At 44.2% G+C, this 18,921-nt stretch carries 18 protein-coding genes; 11 read left to right on the forward strand and 7 right to left on the reverse strand.

What is annotated here, in order from left to right; genetic code table 11:
* Positions 1–469 precede the first annotated feature (469 nt).
* The gene (locus QUB61_RS31785; protein WP_333134158.1) at positions 470–820 is read left to right on the forward strand and encodes a hypothetical protein; all 351 of its coding nucleotides are present in this window, start codon (positions 470–472) and stop codon (positions 818–820) included.
* The gene (locus QUB61_RS31790) at positions 789–1,106 is read left to right on the forward strand and encodes a helix-turn-helix domain-containing protein (RefSeq protein WP_333134157.1); all 318 of its coding nucleotides are present in this window, start codon (positions 789–791) and stop codon (positions 1,104–1,106) included. Before QUB61_RS31785 ends, QUB61_RS31790 begins: the two co-directional genes overlap by 32 nt.
* A gap of 620 nt (positions 1,107–1,726) precedes the next feature.
* Here QUB61_RS31790 and QUB61_RS31795 read toward each other — a convergent pair.
* Positions 1,727–2,038, reverse strand: a complete 312-nt coding sequence (locus QUB61_RS31795) for a hypothetical protein (protein WP_332946638.1) — start codon at positions 2,036–2,038, stop codon at positions 1,727–1,729.
* A gap of 243 nt (positions 2,039–2,281) precedes the next feature.
* On the opposite strand from QUB61_RS31795, the gene QUB61_RS31800 reads away from it, so the two are divergent.
* The 8 genes from QUB61_RS31800 to QUB61_RS31835 all read left to right on the forward strand — a co-directional run bounded on the left by QUB61_RS31800 (position 2,282) and on the right by QUB61_RS31835 (position 7,953).
* Positions 2,282–2,752: a hypothetical protein gene (locus QUB61_RS31800; RefSeq protein ID WP_333134155.1), complete on the forward strand. Its 471-nt coding sequence runs from the start codon at positions 2,282–2,284 to the stop codon at positions 2,750–2,752.
* A 10-nt stretch (positions 2,753–2,762) separates the two neighbouring features.
* The gene (locus QUB61_RS31805) at positions 2,763–3,227 is read left to right on the forward strand and encodes a hypothetical protein (RefSeq protein WP_333134153.1); all 465 of its coding nucleotides are present in this window, start codon (positions 2,763–2,765) and stop codon (positions 3,225–3,227) included.
* Positions 3,227–4,018, forward strand: a complete 792-nt coding sequence (locus tag QUB61_RS31810) for a hypothetical protein (RefSeq protein ID WP_333134151.1) — start codon at positions 3,227–3,229, stop codon at positions 4,016–4,018. The genes QUB61_RS31805 and QUB61_RS31810 overlap by 1 nt, the downstream gene beginning before the upstream one ends.
* Before the next feature lie 81 nt (positions 4,019–4,099).
* Positions 4,100–4,456 (forward strand): DUF3768 domain-containing protein, encoded by a 357-nt coding sequence (locus tag QUB61_RS31815; RefSeq protein WP_333134149.1) that lies wholly within the window; start codon positions 4,100–4,102, stop codon positions 4,454–4,456.
* Positions 4,457–4,522: 66 nt separating this feature from the next.
* Positions 4,523–5,038, forward strand: coding sequence for a hypothetical protein (locus tag QUB61_RS31820; RefSeq protein WP_333134148.1), 516 nt, complete (start codon positions 4,523–4,525; stop codon positions 5,036–5,038).
* Between the two features lie 252 nt (positions 5,039–5,290).
* Complete coding sequence (locus tag QUB61_RS31825; protein ID WP_333054899.1) at positions 5,291–5,923, forward strand: hypothetical protein; 633 nt, start codon at positions 5,291–5,293, stop codon at positions 5,921–5,923.
* Positions 5,895–6,800 carry a ThiF family adenylyltransferase gene (locus QUB61_RS31830; protein WP_333134145.1) on the forward strand — a complete coding sequence of 302 codons (906 nt, stop codon included), beginning with the start codon at positions 5,895–5,897 and terminating at the stop codon, positions 6,798–6,800. Before QUB61_RS31825 ends, QUB61_RS31830 begins: the two co-directional genes overlap by 29 nt.
* 373 nt (positions 6,801–7,173) lie before the next feature.
* Complete coding sequence (locus tag QUB61_RS31835) at positions 7,174–7,953, forward strand: ISL3 family transposase (RefSeq protein WP_333134143.1); 780 nt, start codon at positions 7,174–7,176, stop codon at positions 7,951–7,953.
* Between the two features lie 828 nt (positions 7,954–8,781).
* Here QUB61_RS31835 and QUB61_RS31840 read toward each other — a convergent pair.
* Complete coding sequence (locus tag QUB61_RS31840) at positions 8,782–9,297, reverse strand: GMC oxidoreductase (RefSeq protein WP_333134141.1); 516 nt, start codon at positions 9,295–9,297, stop codon at positions 8,782–8,784.
* A 125-nt stretch (positions 9,298–9,422) separates the two neighbouring features.
* On the opposite strand from QUB61_RS31840, the gene QUB61_RS31845 reads away from it, so the two are divergent.
* The gene (locus QUB61_RS31845) at positions 9,423–11,729 is read left to right on the forward strand and encodes an FUSC family protein (RefSeq protein WP_333134139.1); all 2,307 of its coding nucleotides are present in this window, start codon (positions 9,423–9,425) and stop codon (positions 11,727–11,729) included.
* A gap of 596 nt (positions 11,730–12,325) precedes the next feature.
* Here QUB61_RS31845 and QUB61_RS31850 read toward each other — a convergent pair.
* The 5 genes from QUB61_RS31850 to QUB61_RS31870 form a co-directional block, all read right to left on the reverse strand.
* Complete coding sequence (locus QUB61_RS31850) at positions 12,326–15,148, reverse strand: cation-transporting P-type ATPase (protein WP_333134137.1); 2,823 nt, start codon at positions 15,146–15,148, stop codon at positions 12,326–12,328.
* A gap of 63 nt (positions 15,149–15,211) precedes the next feature.
* Positions 15,212–15,661: a pyridoxamine 5'-phosphate oxidase family protein gene (locus QUB61_RS31855; protein WP_333134135.1), complete on the reverse strand. Its 450-nt coding sequence runs from the start codon at positions 15,659–15,661 to the stop codon at positions 15,212–15,214.
* A gap of 268 nt (positions 15,662–15,929) precedes the next feature.
* Positions 15,930–16,778: a DUF6920 family protein gene (locus tag QUB61_RS31860; protein WP_333134133.1), complete on the reverse strand. Its 849-nt coding sequence runs from the start codon at positions 16,776–16,778 to the stop codon at positions 15,930–15,932.
* Positions 16,779–16,796: 18 nt separating this feature from the next.
* Entirely contained in the window at positions 16,797–17,135 is a 339-nt protein-coding gene (locus QUB61_RS31865) for a hypothetical protein (RefSeq protein WP_333134131.1), read from the reverse strand.
* Positions 17,136–17,150: 15 nt separating this feature from the next.
* Entirely contained in the window at positions 17,151–18,692 is a 1,542-nt protein-coding gene (locus tag QUB61_RS31870) for an NAD(P)/FAD-dependent oxidoreductase (RefSeq protein ID WP_333134129.1), read from the reverse strand.
* Between the last annotated feature and the right edge of the window lie 229 nt (positions 18,693–18,921).

The following is an 18,921-nucleotide window of genomic DNA, read 5'->3' on the forward strand; positions in this document are numbered from 1 at the left end:
AATTGGGTCAACAGGTAAAAGATGAGTAATTTTACTCATTGACAATAGTGCTTTTAGCTTAACTTGTGAGTAATGGTTAGTCCCCGGTTTAGATATGGTAGCAACTCTTGCCGTTGAGGGCGATCGCTGCCAACTTCTCTGCTGGCAGTGGCAATACTCCTGCTAATAAATCCTAGAAGGGATTCTGGTTGATCAAACGCAGCCGATTTAAGCAAAGTTTTAGTACCTTCTCTCGGACAAACAGCAGTCTAGAAATTAATTGCAGCGGGCAAAAAAGGAGTCAACGCGATTAGGCGGAGTCTCAAAAAATTCATAGCCTAGTCAGAGTTTGAATTTGAAAATAGTCGGTCAAATATAGATTCCAATTGATTGATTCAAGGAGATGTCGCGCTGCAATTTCTTTATCCAGAAATTGGTCGGAAAATCTATCAAAACAAATTGAGTGCAATAGATGCACAGTTGAGAACTCATGTCAATCTCAAAAGGAAAGCGAGATTTGATTTCGGGCCTGCCACTAAAACAGTTGAAGGATATACCACCTTCAACTGAGTTGCCTGCAAATTTTGCCCAAATTCATCCCCCGCGCTTTGAGTGTGGCGAGATGGTGCGCTGGGCCGATGTTGGCGAAGAAGCCGATTGGGGAATAGTTATCGGCAAATTTTACAACTACGAACAGCGTCAGCGTTGTTGGATGTGGTGCTACATCATTTGCCTTACTCCTGATTCCAAGAGTGCAAAGTGGTGTCAGTTTGATACTGCCTGGGAGGAAGATTTGGAGAAGTTTGAGGATGATAAAAAAGCAGCAGACTTTGACAGATAGAGAACGCAATTTGATTGCAGTTTATAGTGAATGCCAATTGCGAATGACACCGAGGCAGTTTTATGCAAAGTGGGGAGTGAGTTATGAGGAAATTGCTTTTATTTGTTCTCGTTCTGATTCTACAGTGCGGGGTTGGTTTAGAAAGGGGGAAAATCGCCGATTCCCTACTGCTGTCGATTTGCGTCATTTGGCTTTAATGGATTTTCTGCTGGAGCATTTTGAGGAAATTCCAGAGACATTGGTGGCTTTCCTGTGTCCGCCTTGCGAAGAGAATAGCCTGGATTAATAGTGGCGCGTATAACGGAAAGACTGTTTAGGGCAACGACTGTATGCGTTATCACAAGCATATACTGCTGACTTGTTCCAACAGTTTAGGTGGCTGCCATACACCAAGCTTTTTCAGCATCAAAAGATAATTTGAGCTTGTATTAGCACAAACCTTGTCAAATATCAATGTCACCGTGACCTGTCTTTGACAAGATTATTCAATTACTGTCTTGGCAAGCAATGAAACAAGAGCACAATCTGTTACTTTTACTGCTGAGGTACTAAAATGACCTACTCTGAAAAATTGCACCCGTGGTGTATCATTAGCCTGCTTCCTAATTGTCAGCGTGTTATTGTGGCACGATTTCGTAAGAGAAACGATGCAGATGATCATCTACGGGTTTTGCAGCGATTAGTGAAAACGCGCACATTTGTGATTATTTTTGACATGCAACCAAAGCCTACTGTGCCTAAAGAATAACGGCGAATGCAGCGAAGGTTTGAAATCGAATTAATCGAGATACCTGCGTTAGTTGAATCAACCGACTTTCCAGCGATTTCTCCCAGCGACAGAACCTACTGATAGCTGGGAGAATTTTTTATATATTTTACTGATTCTCTACTAACTACAACTTTTTATCATAGTATTGATTGACGCTCTAGAGCGATCGCATTTGTACGGATAGTTACAATTGCATAAGTAAATATGCTCTGATTGATAGCTGTGCAATCGTAGATGTGGCTAATAGTAATATAGCTTGCGAGCGCAATAGATATTCCTTCTCTATCAATACTTCGGAATTTTGAAGAGTTTTTTTGGGAGATGGCTCTGGCGCAAGGTTCGTAGGTGGCTAATGTTGCGCTGAGTTTTTGGATTTCTTGCCATAGCTCTACTATCAAGGCTTCTTTTGCCTCGTTCAATAGTTGCTTTAAGCCGGGTAGTTTTTCCATTCCTTTATCTAATGTCTATCTCGTCTTCTTGTCAAGGGGGTTGAGCAATTACAATCAAAGAATCAATAGAGACAAGTGCGACCGCATCTTGTCGGACAGATAATTAATGGGAATTAATTAAGAAATTTCTTGGGAAACACGCTTACCGTTAAAACTTTACAAAAAATAGATCGTTAAAAGCAAGGCCGCGATCGCGGCAATTTTTGAGAATAAGCTGCACTTGCTTGTACTGCGAATCCAGCCATGACCCAAATAGAACCAAATTCCGAACCAACTGGAGAGGATATTCCACTTTCAGCTACTCAAAAAGTGGGTGAAACCATCAACAAAACTGAGAACACTTCACAGAGTCCTGACTTACTTGATGAAGGAGAATCAGAACCTTATGAATTCAATTTTTGTACAATCAAAATCCACATTGTTATGCGACCAGACGATGGGCATCCAGAAGGGCGAATCGTAGAAATTACAGCAACGAGCCATGACGACTTACCACTATTAGTACAAGTTAGAGAAAACTCGATTGGAGCTTGGCCAAACCATTTACAAGAATTGCTCCAGCGGTTAGCCTCTAACCTACCTAACCGAAAAGTGAGCGCTCAAATTCGTTCTTCTGTTGGTCAACCCCGGAAAAAAGCCAAATTAAATCTTCAAAATCCTGCTAACCACCCCGTCAACAAAGGTGAAGCTGGAGTACAAATCCCCCTGTTTTAAAGAGGTAACAATGAGTCTAATAGAATATGAAGGCAGGCAAATCGAACTGCCCAACGAAATTACTGCAAATGATGAAAAATTGCTAGAAGTCCTACTTCCTTACTTCCCTGAATTAAGCTCCGCTACAATTGAACGAAAAACAGGTCAACCCATTAAAATCATCAAACAAGCCAAGACAAAGGGTGTAGAAGAAGATTGGAAAAAAGAACTATGCGTACTGCTCACTCCCCATTCCCCACTCCCCTCACTTGTCGCAGCACCGGAAGAACCGAATCAAGCTGTCCAACTCACTTGGGCTCTGCAATGCGACTGTATCAGCGGTTGTGTTACTCCGCTAACCTTGGCAAGTCGGGCTCAAGAACTCTCTGACGCGATCGCTCTGGGTGAGCAAGAACTACAGCGATTTAGAGACACTCTCAAAAAACTCCAACTTGCGCCAGCTATTGCTTGTCTCCAAATTCCTCTTAATTTTTAATGCCTGCAACTATTTTGTCTGTGTCGCAAGCCATTGCCGCTTTGCGACACTCCTACCCAGTAACTAAGCTACTTGAAGCGATTGAATTTCTCAGACAAACGCTCAATAGCGCTCAACTTCTCAATCTTTACCAGCACTTTTTTTCAACTGAATTTGCTACCAGTACCAGTTCTATTTACTCGGATACTCCTGATAATCATAGCCCCCGCGAATTAGAATTCTTCCGTCTTCTTGACGAAACAGAACTTATCCCGATCAGCCCCTGGCAATTAGAAATAGCACAAGAAGAACGCCTCGACCAACTCCTGATTGAGTCTTGGGGGTTGGATTGGTTGAGCTATGAAGATATTGATTCCTTAGCTCCTGAATGGCAAATCCTGCTGTCTCTAAGTTCTGAAGGACTAAATTGGCTAACTGAAAATGAGGTGAAAGATTGGTATGAACAAGAATTTGAAGTTTCGTTTTCTCAGATTCTACCACCAGATAGTATCAATCATCAGCAATTCCAACAGTTTTGCTCTGTGGCTGAATTTCCCGTAAAAGGGGTGCCAATTGTACTGAGTTTCCTCAATTACTCAACGGGTAATATTTGGCTTGACGGCTGCGTTCAACACGAGTATCAATTTGGAGAATGGACAGTCGAAAACTTGATATTTTTATCAGAACAATGGCAAAGTGCTAAAGAATTAATAACCCAGGCTCAACAGGTCATTGACTGGCTTGCTACTGACCGCCATCGACATTTTCAGCAAATTCTTGAACTCTGGAACAAAAGCACTTTGTCAATTTGAATTACCCCTGAATCCGAATAATTACGAGTGAACCAGCAACCGCTAGTGCGGTTGTAGCTGTTGAAAATTGAGGTCTTAATTATGACTGAAACTCTAACAAAAGCCGAAAGAATTGCACGTCTTAATGACCAATTACGTCAAGGAGATACCCAAATTGGTGAAATTCGGATTACTCAAGCTGTAAAAGCTCTTATTCCCGAACAGCAACAAAAGTTACTGCAATTACTAAGAGATTTTAACAGTTTTGAAGCTGGCAACAACCCCTACGGAGAACGAGATTTTCTGAGCATTCAACTTAACAGTAAAAGCTATTTTTTCAAAATTGATTATTTTGACAAAAAAGCATGGCTGGAAAATCAGGAAATTGGTTCAGAATGTCCAGAAGACCCCGACAAAACTTGGAGAGTTGCTACGCTAATGCAGTCGAACGAATATTAATTTTCAAGCATGAGCTAACCTTACCTATCGGGTTAGCTCCATAACCTCTATCGATTTCAAGTTATTATGCAACATTTGTCAGGAGAAGTCTTTCGTGAAATTCTGCAAACAGCTCCCCGACAGCTAGCAGAAATTGATGCTGAATTACTGTTCATCAAAGAACAATATCTGTTCCATTATCGAGAAGGAACAAAGGAACACTACAAACTACTCTCCTCTGTCAGTTTGAGAACTGCATTTTCTCACGAGCCGATTGATACGGATTGGATGCCCCCAGGAGTCATAAGGTGGGGAACTAACTCTCAAGGAAATTGGGTAGTAAAATTCATATCTCCTGCCCAATATAACCTCCAATTTGATGAGAGTAAACCCATTACTATTCCACTAACTGCCTTGGTATTTGTAGGACAAAACACTCAATATTGGGTATTTGCAACTGATTTTGCTACTTTCAACCCAGAGTCGAAAGCTTACCACACTCCTTTACCAAACATCCATCCAAACGGTTTAATTTGCTGGGGAAAAATACTCCACCTGTTGCTTCAACTCAAACCATTGATATTGCTTGGCAGAGCTTCATAACCACTCCTTTCAATGCTGACTTATCCAGCCAAAAAAGCCGAAAGTTTCCCCAAGATGTCAGAGAACATCTGAAAAGTTTAGCCTTGAGAAAAAGGCGTACCTATCCTGTTAAAGATTTAGTTGAAGTGAGGTACAGTCCTTCAATTGACTCTTTAGTGCAACACCTCCTATTGATTGCTAACCCTACCTAAATCAAAACTTCTATGTAGGGACTGCACTCAATATTTATTGTTCAACACAAAGTTTAAGTTAATGCTAAAACTTTTTAACCACATTCATGCCTCTATTCCCTTGCCTCCCATTGCTACTGGGGTATTCTGCGAATACGTTACAGCCTCTAACGGCGTGTTTGTGCGTTCAGTTCGCCCCGGACTAGAGGCCATGATTCCTGTTGCAAATTCAACGCCCAATACTATCAAAGGGTTGCCACCTATAGAACCATACTTGCACCTTGAGACTCGTTTAGTACCATCAGAACTGCTACTTTCTATATTGACAAAGGCTGTATTCACCAAAGATAGTAGTGACAATCTCACAGAGATTTTATTTCACCTATCCCTTAACAGTAGTAATCAATGGCAACTGACAATTCCACTCCAATTGACTACACGAACGAGCTGCCAGCCTTTTGACAATTCATCCTACTCAACTGCTTTAATTGAGTGCCACTCTCACGCAGAATTGCCTGCTTTCTTTAGCAGCACAGATGATGCTGACGAGCGGGGTTTTCGCCTCTATGCAGTATTGGGTAAAGTTAATACCTTGACTCCTGAGATTTTAGTCAGAATCGGAATTTTTGGACACTATAGCTTAATTAAAGCTAATTCTGTATTTGAAGAGCCATATTTTATCACCGATGCTTACCAAAACTCCCTTAAACCTTGACTTTGAGTACGCCAATTCTACCCCTCTCCTCATCAAAGATTACTCTCACCTACACTTGTGGCTCGTTGGCTGTGGGGGCACTGGCTCTTATGTAGCTGAAAGTTTAGCACGATTAGCTTACGTTTTCAAACAACGTGGTAAAAATGTCAATGTTGCCTTTGTTGACCCTGACATTGTTGAAGAGAAAAACTTGGGAAGGCAGAGATTTTGTCAATCTGAACTCGGATTGAATAAAGCCGCTACTCTTGCTTTGCGTTACAATCTTACCTGGGGGCTAGAAATTAGTGCAATTCCTGACTATTTTGACCCCAAATTGGTAAAATCATACTGGAATGATTTGGTAATTATCACTGGCTGCGTTGACAATAGTGCGGCTCGTCGTTCCCTCGGCAAAACACTAGAAAGTAACCGCCACTCTGATATTCCAAGAATCTGGTATCTTGATGCTGGCAATAACTTTGATAGCGGTCAAATTCTACTAGGTAGTCATAATTGTGGTGAGGGGTTAATTACTCACCTAGATCAATTTGAGAAAACAGGCATTATGGGAGCGTTACCCTCTCCTATTTGGCAGTGCCCCAATTTGAGAGAATCCCAGCCTGAAGAACTGGCAAATACCTATTTATCTTGTGCTGAGTTAGCCACTATTAACGCTCAGAGTCTCACAATTAATCAGGGGATGGCCTCCATTATTGCTGACTATTTATTCCGTCTCACTTTGACGAATGACTTGCGCAGGTTTGCCACTTTCCTTAACCTTAAATCGGGTTCTATGCGCTCGGAATTTATCAGTTTTTCATCTCTTAAAAGGTTTGCAAGAGGGGGAGGGGGAAGGGGAAGGGTGGAAAAAGGAAGGGAAGAGGAAGGGGAAGGGTAGAAAAAGCTGATTATTTGGGGAGGGGAAAGGAAGGCTTCGCCGTGAACTATGCGGCTCGACTGAGCGACATTCGGCTTGCGCTCAATCGAGCCACAATTCGGCTAAGCTCATGGTCGAAGCCTCACGCCGAAGTCCGACGGGAACCCCGCTTACCGAACGTCCGAATGGAAAGTTATAGGTTATTGTTAGCTTTTATTAAAGAGAAAAAGCTAAAATTTATCCTTCCTTCCCCTTCCCCCTCTTTTACTTTAACGAGATTTTTTCGGATTTAATACTGTGTGAATTGCCCGGTCTAAAAACTCGATAAACTCACTGGGATAAGTATAAAATTGACTCTTTCTGGCTCTTCTGGGTTTGAGGGGATTAATGTATAATGAGATACAATGAATACGTGGTGATAGGCATGGACTTGCATCTTGATAGGTTGCTAAATTTACCAAATACAACCATCGAAAGTTTTACGGAAGAAGAAAATAAAATTATTCTCAAGCTGAGATTCTTACATGATGAAGCTCCTTGCCCCCATTGTAATACGCAGAGTAGAAAATTAAAACAAAATCGACCGATACTGATTCGAGATTTATCAGTATTTGGCAAAGTAATTTATTTAAATACGCCACGCCGCCAATTTTATTGTCATCAGTGTCAAAAACATTTTACGGAAGAATTACCCTTTGTAGATTGGGAAAGACGATACACACAAAGATCTGAAGAGTATGTTTATCAACGAGTGCAAAGTGCGAGTGTAGAGCAGGTAAGTCGAGATGAATTTTTAAGTTGGGATCAAGTACAGGGAATATTTAACCACCAATTTTCTCTCAAAAAAAAGGAGAATTGGGAAGAAGTAAAACGGGTGAGTATTGATGAAGTGAGTAAACGCAAAGGACATCAAAATTTGGTCACGGTCGTATCAAATATTGACTTAGGAGAATTGCTAGAAGTGATTGATAGTCATAAACAAGATGACATCATTGAAATCCTTAAGCAGCAACCAATTGAGATCAGAGAGAAAGTTGAGGAAGTCAGCGTTGATATGTGGGGAGGATTTCCAAAAGTTGTAAAAGAGGTATTCCCAAATGCCAAAATTGTCATCGACAGATTTCATGTCATGCAGCCTAAGAATCAAGTTGAGCAAGTGCGAGAAAATTGGTAACACAGTAGCCGTTATCTAAATTGAATAAAAAATCAAATAAGGAGTATGAGAAAATTGGCAACACAGTAGCCGTTATACCAGCCTTGACAGTCGCGTAAATTGCTGTTGTCGGACTCGCGCTTTGCAATCGGCTAAACTGTTGTTGTCTGATAAAGCTTGACAGTCGGCTAAACATTTATTCCCTGACTTGGTTTACAGCAGTCGCTCGACTCCTAGCTATTAATGGCGGTTATAATTCTCCACCCTATTAGTCCAGGTAGTAATCTCTAAGTAGGTAGGCGGGATTAAACCGAATAATGTAACAGTATGTAAATAGGCTTAAGTCAGCCAGTAGAGAGCATTTTGAGACTTTACATCGTTTACATAGTTGCGTTTTAAAGCGCCGACTTACTTAGGCGTAAAGAGCGAGCGCTAATATATTCCAACCACAAAATAGTTCGCAGTGCCTGTCCCATACCTTACCGCTCTTATTGATGATTTGGGCTTCATTCGCGATCATCGCCGTCGTTCCTTATTCTATATCAATAACGTTTGAACTGCGGGTAAGCAGTATGCTCAATATTCATGGGGGGTGGATATTTTTCGTCTGCACGCATTAGTCAGGGTTTGCGATTGCAAAACCATTGCTTGCTACCGATAGAGAACAGCCATAACCAGCCTCAACATAGAAATACACGCTCGACACAAAAAAGCAGTAATTTGGCAGGAAACTGCAGGCGGAAAGCAGGATATTTTATATTTAGGTCTAGTTCACCCCCTCGGTTCTTTGAAAACCCTGAAAATGCCTTCTTTAGGTCGAGCTATGTGCGCTCCATCAATCTATATTTTTTATACCTTTTTGTTTGGTGTTAATTCGATTGTTTGGTTGATAAGTTTTAAAACAGCTCTATAACTGGTCGAGATCCGAAAGTGCGATTGACCTGCTACCATCGACGACATAAAGGTTATCAAATCGTGGGTGAGGCAGTTGAGGTCTAATACTGAGGTTTTGGGGTCGCTACCAAAGCAGCAGGTGCCGCATTGATGGCCCACAGCTTGCAAAGGAATGTTATTGCGGAAATACAGGCTAAACGGGATGACGTGCACGGCATTTCGCTCGCTCGACTTTAGCACCGATGTCCAGCGATGGATCAGGCGATCAGCAGCTTCAGTATTCTTCAGCGTGTAATCCCGGTGTAAGTTGTCACCGACAACACGTACGCGATTCTTAAAGTCGGGCAAATCCTCGGTTTGCCACCACCCCACGGCTCGTTCAGGTATCAGGTGGAGTTCAAAGCCTGGAATCAATTTCACGTAGGGTGCTAAAAGTGGGGGCGCTTCAGCCAAAATAATATCTGGCAGCACATTTCCGTTCAGATGGATTCTATGTCAAGCTTTTTAAATTAATTTTTGTTAAAGAATGTGTTAAAAACTTTTTTGTCTCATCACTTGTACCAGCAGTTAATTTAATTTACAGAGGTAGCCTAGTAATGCCATCTGACCATCGACAATCTCTAAACTGGCTGTTGCAGCAGTTTCAGCCATTGCCCGGTAAACCTGACATCCTTTATGGCTTGCGTACCCTTTTGGCAGTGAGCGGGCCCATTGCAGTTGGCTTTATTACAGGTCATCCTGCTGCAAGTGCGATCGCGGTGATGGGAGCCATGTTTGTTGGGATGGTCGATACGGGTGGAGCCTATCGCCAAAAAGCAAGTGTAATGCTCGCAGCAACCATTGGCATTACTGCCGCCTTGTTAATAGCGAATCTGGTTAGTAGTACCCTGTGGTTAGCAATTCCAACAACGTTCTTGGTGATGTTCGTCGCTGGCTTAGCTGGTCTGTTTGGCACGAGCGCCGCGACGGTTAGCCTGGTGACATCAATTATGTTTATCGTCTGCCTAGCAAAATTCGCTTCGTTTCCAGATTTCTCTACTGTTCTTCTGCAATGTGCGCTGTGTCTAGCTGGAGCTTTATGGGCGATGGTGTTATCTCTCTTATTGTGGGTGTTACGCCCTTATACACCTGCGACTGAGGCAGCCAGCAGTTGTTATGCGACATTGAGCAAATTTGTGCGAATGGCAAGCGAGATACCCTTAACTCTCTCAGAGCGTCGTCCGTGGGGAGAGCAATTCTTACAAGCTCAAGACAGCGTAATAGAGAATTTGACCACTGCCCGGAGTGTTTGGAGTGCTGTGTGGACGGGTCGAGAAAGTGCTGATTTGCACGGCAATCAGTTACTCGTCTTAATTGAGGATGTCAACCAAATTACCAATTCGGTTGTAGCATTGGTGGAACTATTAGCGATCGCCTCCTCTCGTCCCTTATTCCAGCAGTTGCACAGAGAAATTCAGCAAGTGATGGAAGCATCGGCAACAGCTCTACAATTTTTATCAGAATCCCTCGCCAAAGAAAAGAACCTTGTTCACTTGGGAGATCTAGATCGGGCGATCGAGGCACTAGAACACCACTGGCAAATCATACACTCTCAAGTCCTGAATCAGGCGAGTTTGGCTTACGCAGATGACTATGCTGACTTGGTGAGTCTTGGCAAGATTGTAGCTAGTTTGAAAGCGCTAGCAGAACAAATTCATACAGATGCGGAACTTGCCACAGATTTACAACGGGGAGAAAGACGCAGCATCGCCCAGCTCAATATTTATCCCCCAATACAGCCACAGCGTTCTTCAATCATTGACACGCTGCGGAACAATCTCACGTTTAATTCTGTTATTTTTCGTCACGCTTTGCGGCTGGCGCTAATAGTAACGACCGCTGAATTAGTAGCCGTGTTATTGCAAGTACCCACAGGCTATTGGGTCACGCTCACTGCTGTAGTTGCCCTAAAGCCGAACTTTGGCGGTACTTCTCAGACAACGGTGCAACGGGTGATTGGAACTACATTGGGGGGCATATTTGGCATTGCCCTTGTCATACTTATCCACAATCCAGTGGCCATATTAGTCTGTCTTCTGATACTCTTAGTCACTGCTATGTCGGTGCGATCGCTGAGCTACGGCATCTTTATCACACTCCTCACTCCCGTAGTCATATTGCTACTGAATATGACAAGTAAAGGCGGCTGGGAAATAGGAGTATTACGCATTGTCGATAGCTTAATTGGAGGAATTTTAGCATTACTCGGCAGCTATTTGTTATTTCCCAGTTGGGAGCAATCGCAACTTCCCGCACAACTAGCAAAAACTATTCGATCTAATCTCGCCTACTTTCAACAAGTTGTAGCTAGCTACATCAACCCAGAACAAAACTCCTCGACTGAAACTATTAGAAACCTGCATTATCAAGCAGCATTAGAGAATGCGAATGCGAATGCTGCTGCTCAAAGGTTATTCAGCGAGCCCCGTCACGTTCGAGGAGAAGTTGAACCGATCGCGATGCTGATACTCTACATTCGTGCCTTTTTCAGCTCAGTCACCACTCTAGCAGAACATCAGCGGAAATTTAGCGGAGAGTACCAATTCGCAGATTTCCAGCGATTTACCGATGCGATTGTCCAAGTTTTAGAGAACTTAGCCAACGCGCTGGAACAGGGACACCTACCTCTAGCTTTACCGAAGCTAGATATTTATATCGCAGCCATTCACAACGATATTGAACAGTTACATCTCATTAGGATATCAGAGTTGGCTACAAATCCAATTTCTGTAACATCAACTCGGCAAGCTGTTCTAGAACAAACTCCTGTTTTCACACAACTAGATCGAATTGCCCGTGAAATGAAATGCCTGCATTGTGCGATCGATCGCCTGCAGGCATCAGTTGATAAGAGTTCAACTTAAATATTCAAATACTTTACTAAACTTACTCATATTTTTACAGCGATATGTAGTTTTAGATTATAAGAGGATGTTTTAAAAGTCCGGTCAGGTATAATTTAGCCCTTCTGATTGGGCTTAACTAAGACGATAAATCAAGCTTTGGACCTGGGGGGTTGAGGGGGCGACAAGGAAGGTAAAACCTAGATAGGAAAAGCTGTTCAAGCAACAGACCCCCTGAAAAAAATGGAGAAGAAAACCGTGCTTATTGAGAATAAACCGTGAGGTTATTAGACAGCTATTTGTGAGGGACTGTTTTATGATAGAAAAGAATGGTTTCGTCAAAATAACAAGACCACAACCATAAATGCTACGACAATTTTATCAAACAATCCGGCAAAAATACCTGAGCACTTGACAGTTAATTACTCTAAAAATGCGGGTGTAGCTACTACAGAATTATCGAGAAGTAAGGATATAAAGATGAGCTGCCAACCTGCCGTTACCAATACAAGAAAATAGCCGTCGTCGTCATATACAAAGATTTTTAACCTCAAATGCCTTATTGAAATTTAGTCGGATTTAACTGTAGCATATTTGGGTTTAAAGTTAAGATGCGTTTACCCTGCCTGAACAATTTTCTTTCGTATTTCATCAGCGATTAGTATCAATGGTGGGCAGAGGAGCAACATTAACCATTGCCAGGGAGATAGGGGTGCGGTCGCAAAGACTTTTTGTAAAGGTGGGAAATAGATAATAGATAGAATCAGTCCCCACTCAACCGCAATGCCTAACCAGATCAAACGGTTGCTAAAAAAGCCCAATCTAAAAATTGAGGTGCGCTCACTGCGGCAGGCGAAAACGTTTCCAACCTGACAAGCCACGATCGCCGCCAGCGTCACAGTTGTTGCTTGATGATAAGTTGCCATCTCAGTAGCAGTCCCCGATCGGGCAAGAATCGCCGAAGTCATCCCCTGCAACTCGGTAATCCCGTAACCATTTGACCGCCAAACCAGCAGGAAACCTATCATTCCTACCAAGCCTTCGAGCAACCCTAGAAACAGAAAGGCACGCAGCATTAAAGACTTATCCAGTAATGGTTTCGACTTTTTGCGTGGCGGTTGAAGCAAGATGCCTGCCTCCGGTTCTTCTGCGCCCAACGCTAGGGCGGGAACCATATCTGTGCCTAGATCGATCGCCAGAATTTGCAGAATGACTAAAGCCGGCGGAATCTTAAAAAACACCATCGCCAGAAAAGGGAGCAATTCTGGTATGTTCGAGGACAGGATATAGGTGATGAACTTGCGAATATTCTGATATACAGCTCGTCCTTCCTCGATCGCACTAATAATAGTCGCGAAGTTATCATCAATCAGCACAATATCAGCCGCTTCCCGCGCCACATCCGTGCCGCTGAGCCCCATAGCAATGCCGATATTGGCAGCTCTCAAGGCTGGAGCATCATTCACCCCATCACCCGTCACCGCTACGGTATGACCCATCCCGATGTAAGCCTGAACCAGCCTTAACTTCTGTTCCGGCTGTACGCGAGCAAAGATTAACCCGGATTTTTGCTGCAATATTTGACACAACTGGGCATCCGAAAGATGTCCCATTTCTTCGCCCGTAACTACCCTAGCTTTACCATCTACTAAGCCAATTTGCTGGGCAATCGCTTCTGCGGTGAGTCCATAATCTCCTGTTACCATCGTCACCTGGATACCTGCTTGATGGCATTGGGCGATCGCGTCGGCAACTTCTGCTCTCGGCGGGTCAATCATTGCCACCAACCCAACGAAGATCAGATTTTGCTCCAATTCCTGCGCGTCTTGCGGTTGCTCCTCTTTCTGCCGCGTGGCAACTCCCAGAACTCGATAACCTCGACTTGCAAATCCATCATTAACAGCAGTCACCTCTGCCCGTTCTGCTGCTGATAATTCTTCTATGTGTCCATCTTTCAAAATCTGTTTACAGTGTTGCAGCACGTCCAATGGCGATCCCTTTGTAAAAATCAGATAGGGAGCCGTTAGCGGTTTGAGATTGTCCGATTGCCCTTCTAACTCAAACCCTAAACCTGAATTATCCGAACTTCTTTGCAGCACGACACTCATCATCCGTCTGCGCGAATCAAAGGGAACTTCCTGCGTTCTCTTAAGCTGACGCTGTAGTTCTTCAAAGTTCAGTTTCTTTTTTAGGGCAGCCACCAGCAGAGCAGCTTCAGTGGGATCGCCAATCTCCTGCCACTGACTGGAACCTGCTGGATGGTTCAAGCGGGCATTGGAACAGAGCGCCGAACCCGCCAACAGCAGCTTTACCTGTGATTCCATTCGCCCTGCAGGAACTTGTACCTCTCCTCCCGTCGGGTCGTACCCTATTCCAGTTACTGTAATCTCAGATGTCGGAATCCAGAGTCGGCAAACCGTCATCTCATTCTTGGTCAGCGTCCCTGTTTTGTCTGTACAAATGACCGTGGTGGCACTCAATGTCTCCACTGCCGAGAGCCGACGCACCAGAGCATTACGCTTTGCCATGCGCTTGACACCCATAGCTAGAGCCAGAGTCACCGTTGGCAGCAGTCCTTCTGGGATAAATGCCACAATAATCCCGATCGCAAAAATGAAGCTTTCCTTGAGTTCCATGCCCACCAACAGGTTAGTCAGCAGAAACACCACAACACCCAGCCCGAGGGCGATCGTGGTGATGACGTGCACCACGCTGTTGATTTGAACTTCCAGGGTGCTAGGTTCTCGCTTCACAGTTGTAGTGAGATGGGCAACCTGACCAAACTCGGTCTGAGTTCCTGTAGCGTACACGACAGCTAATCCACGCCCTGCCGAAACGGTAGAACCCGCAAAAACCAGATTGCTTGATTCGGAGGCACGCATCTTTTCAGTGGCTACAGGTTCCGCCGAACGGGCAACCGGCAGCGATTCTCCAGTCAGCACCGAGACATCGACATAACAAGACTGAGCCGAAACCAGTCTGGCATCAGCAGAGATGCGATCGCCCTCTTCCAATTGCATGACATCTCCCGGAACCATCTCCCTGACGGGAATCTCACCTAGCTTCCCATCTCGATAGACTTTAGCGCGGGCGGGCAACATTTTATTGAGTGCTGTTAACGCTTGTTCTGCCTGGAATTCTTGCCAAAAACTGAAACCGGCATTAATCCAGATTACAGCCCAGACTGCCCAGCCGAGTTCTGGTGTACCGGACACAAAAGCCAGCGCACCTGCAACCCAGAGCAAGAGTGCCATGAAATGCGTCAACTGATCGGTGAAGCGGAGTAATAGCGATCTTCTGGCTGGTTCGGGCAGTTCATTAAACCCGTAATGCTTGATTCTGATTGCTGTTTCTGTCTCTGAAAGTCCCTTTTCTGAAGTTGAGAGGGTTTCGTAGACTTGCTGGGTCGATAGTGTCCAAACAGGTGCATGAGATGCCATACAGGATCAACAAGTTGCCTCATAAGTTTGCTGCACGGTTGACGAGAGCACTCTTATCGGTTCTTACCGACTGCTGACTCCATCAGTCGTGCGTCCGCTCATTTCAGTCTCGTGGATGCGGTAAATTGCAATTACCTCTGAACGTCCCTGAGAATCAGTCCAGGTTCGATTGATCGCAGGTGAGAGCATGGGATTGCGCTCTTTGACGAGGTGCATTACCCGATCGATATCTTCCTGCTCAGTGAGGCGCGAAGCTCGACCATTGACGATCGCGCTGCGCCAATGAAGCGGCTCGCGTATTTCTTCAACCTGCAAACAAATTTCTGGATTTGCATCAAGATCGTGAGTCTTCATGCCGATCGTTGTAAACAGGTAAATGTCCTCTTCTTCGAGATAATAATTCATTGGCATCACGTAGGGTTTGCCTTCGTGTATGCAGCCCAGATGACCGTATCCTACTTTGTGTAGGAGTTCGTGTATTTCTTTTTGCCCCATTTCATCAATATCTAACATTACTATTTTCCTAAAGGTTTAGTTAATTAGTAGTATTCAAGAGAAATAGTCCAAGCTTTACATCTGTCATTAGATAGAGTCGATATCTGAAAGTCAATTATCGGAGTCAATAGCCTGTTGAGAAAGCGATCGCCTCGCAAATCCTCTGCGCGCCTAATTGATGCTTTTTTGCCCGCAGCTACGCTAGCAACAACCAAACAGGCCGTGACTAGGGCGATCGACCTCGATCGTAAAAAAAATTGGCAAGGGTTATAATCCCAAGATTTTGCTACAGCACAAACTCATAGCTAATCTCTGTAGTTCTTCCTTTAAAATAGAGCCGAGTGCCTTCTGGATACTCCCATCCCACCTCGCCTTCTAAAGGAATCAGCATCCCATTGCGAACTGAATATTCCCCAAATCGACCACCCCAAGGCATCGCAGTCAGCTTGTCACGATAACGAGCCTCAGTCCGAAACGTATCGATCGTCCCTTCAGCATTAAACTGAAATACGACGGAGACAGTGGTTGCACCATCCGTCAAAGTAGCGCGAGCAGAGGTGTCATTAATCGCCTCCCAGCGCACACCTTGACTGGGTAATAGTGCAGTGGGATACCAAGGAGCCTCAGCAAAGAACCGCAATAATTCACCTTGGTTCGCTTCAGGCGTACTGGGTATTTTTGCAACGGTAAAAAGACCGAGTAATGATGCGTGTAAGCTGCCTTCTCCTAAGAGATAGGTATCATGAACAAAGGCATTAATTCCTGGAGCCATCTGGATGCGTGCATCCCAATCAAAACCCAGACGTTGAGTAATCAGAAATTGAGTGGCAGTAAACGGACTCCACTTGTTCTCAGTTTCACTCATATTGAACAGTCCCTGCTGAGAGAGTTTGACCGCCGCCACGATCGCTTGTCCGTCCTTAATTACTGTCCGAAAAAATCGCTGTACGGGTTCTGGCAAGCCTTCAATCTCTTTTGGATCGTAGATTTTGGGCTTAATTGTTCGCCGTCCATTTGTTAATTTTGCTCGTAGGCGATCGGTATCTGACTCCCAGCGATAGCTACCATAAATGGCAGCAATTCCCAAGCTGACTATGATTAAAACACCAATAATTGCAATCCACTTAATCCACATGATACTTACCTATGTTTGTTAATTCAGAAGTTGATAGATTGTGACGATTAGAACGATCGCTACAATAGCTGTATAGATTGAAAACGTGTACTTAGATAGCCAATTAGGAAGATAAATCGCAAAATTGTCCTTTGTTGAATTTGAATACTTCCGTGCAATCAGAGTTAATGGGCAGACGAATCGAAAGGTTAGTAAGATTATACCTTCTAGAGATACAAATCCATAACCAATCCAGAGCCAGATATCGATTTTATTGGCGATCGCGGCATAAAGCATATAGAAAATCACAAAATTGAAGAATATCCAGATCGCCGTGTGGACGATTTTAATCAGCATCAATTTGGTTTTATTTTCCACATTTTCTCCCTAGTTTTAAGGTGTCATTGCCCGAAAATTTTGCTTGTCTTCCCGACAGATTTGCTGAATAATATTGCGTCCAGACATTGCCACCACTGGCACACTACCACCGGGTTCGACCCACTGACCGATCAAGTAGAAATTCCGCAGTTTAGGTAATGTTTTCGGTAATCCTTTTATCGACAGTGGGAGGGTTTGCTTCGTCAGTAGCCAGCCACAGCTCGATCCTTTCCAGTTTCCAGTGTAACGCTCGTAGGTCAAGGGAGTTGCCACATCGACAAACTCAATATCAGTCTTAATACCAGGGTAAAATTGCTCTAGAAGATCGATGAGAATTTGCGATTCTTGAAGTTCCTCCGCGTCGTAGCTCGATCGACCGTAAATACGTTGCCAATATTCATAATTAGTCGTCAACATGACCATCAGAACCGATTTCCCTGGTGGTGCTAGTGAGGGATCGAAGCAATAGTGCTTGACTCCAATCTCATACCGCGCTTCCCCCGCAATGACTACAGGTTCGTCGAGTAAATGTGTCGTCCAATGCGGTTCAGATGATAGATCTCGATTGACTCCTAGTGATACCTGTAGTTGAGAATGAATGGGTAAGTGTCCATCATAGTAACGTTGCATCTCGCGAGGGACATATTGCCGATTCTTCTTCGGAGAGGCTCCGCCAACGAGTAACCCAAAGAGCGTATTGTGTCCATCACAGGCTGAAATAATTCGATCGGCAAAGTATTTTTCGTTGTCATATAATCGCACACCATTCGCTCGATGATTCTGCACTAAAATCTTTTCTACTTGTGATTCATAGTGGATTTCACCTCCTAATTCCCGATAGCGCTGGGCGATCGTTTGAGCAAATTGTAGCGATCCCCCCAGCGGAAATCCAGCATTTTTGGTGTGCATATACGCCAGTAGAGACATACCCACCATCACTGGAATGCTTTCCCAGCCAAACATCTGAGGAATAGCACGGCGAAGAAATGGGTCTTGGAAGCGATCGGCAAACTCCGTTGCTGAGAGGTTTCCCCACTGCGACATTGGGCATACAAACGGCAACAGTTTTCCCATCAGGCGTCCCCAGTCACCCAGACGCATTAATGCTTTGGGTTGCTGCTGAAGTAGGGATAGATCAAAGTGAGTAAACGTGCGAATCCCAGCACAGAAATCGCTAATTAATCGCCGATCAACGGGTGATAGTTCTTTTAAATGCTGCTCCAGCCGATCGGGATTGCTGTAGACAATTAAGGTTTTACCATGAGGTTCGCTAACTCGTAGCAATTCATCGTGATGGACAAATTGTTGCTGCGGCATAACGCCAAGTTCTTCCCAGAGCCGATAGAAAGGCTGTCCTTGCCCAGAGCCAAACAAATAGTGAATGCAACCATCAAAAATAAATCCCTGTCGTCGCCATGACGTACACAGCCCACCGGGTTGATCGTGCATTTCAAATATCTGCGATCGATAACCATTCATCTGGGCGTAGCAACCTGCTGCCAGCCCAGCAATCCCCGCCCCAATGATGATAATGGTGCCACCACAATTAGGCTTCATAATGAAGATTTCCTATATGTTTGCTATACCTCGTGTTAGCCCGCAAGAACCATTTCTCGGCGAGAGAGATTGGTTTTTCCCAATACTGCAATCAGTGCGATCGCCACAACGCAATTCAGGAGAGCGTATGCGACAGGGGACACCCCAGTTATAACCCACATTCCGCAGATCGGACTCAGAGGACTGGGACTTTTCATGAATTAAGAGTCCTCAAAAATTTTCTCACCTA

The sequence above is a fragment of the Microcoleus sp. C2D2 genome (assembly GCF_036702495.1).
Lineage (GTDB): Bacteria > Cyanobacteriota > Cyanobacteriia > Cyanobacteriales > Microcoleaceae > Microcoleus.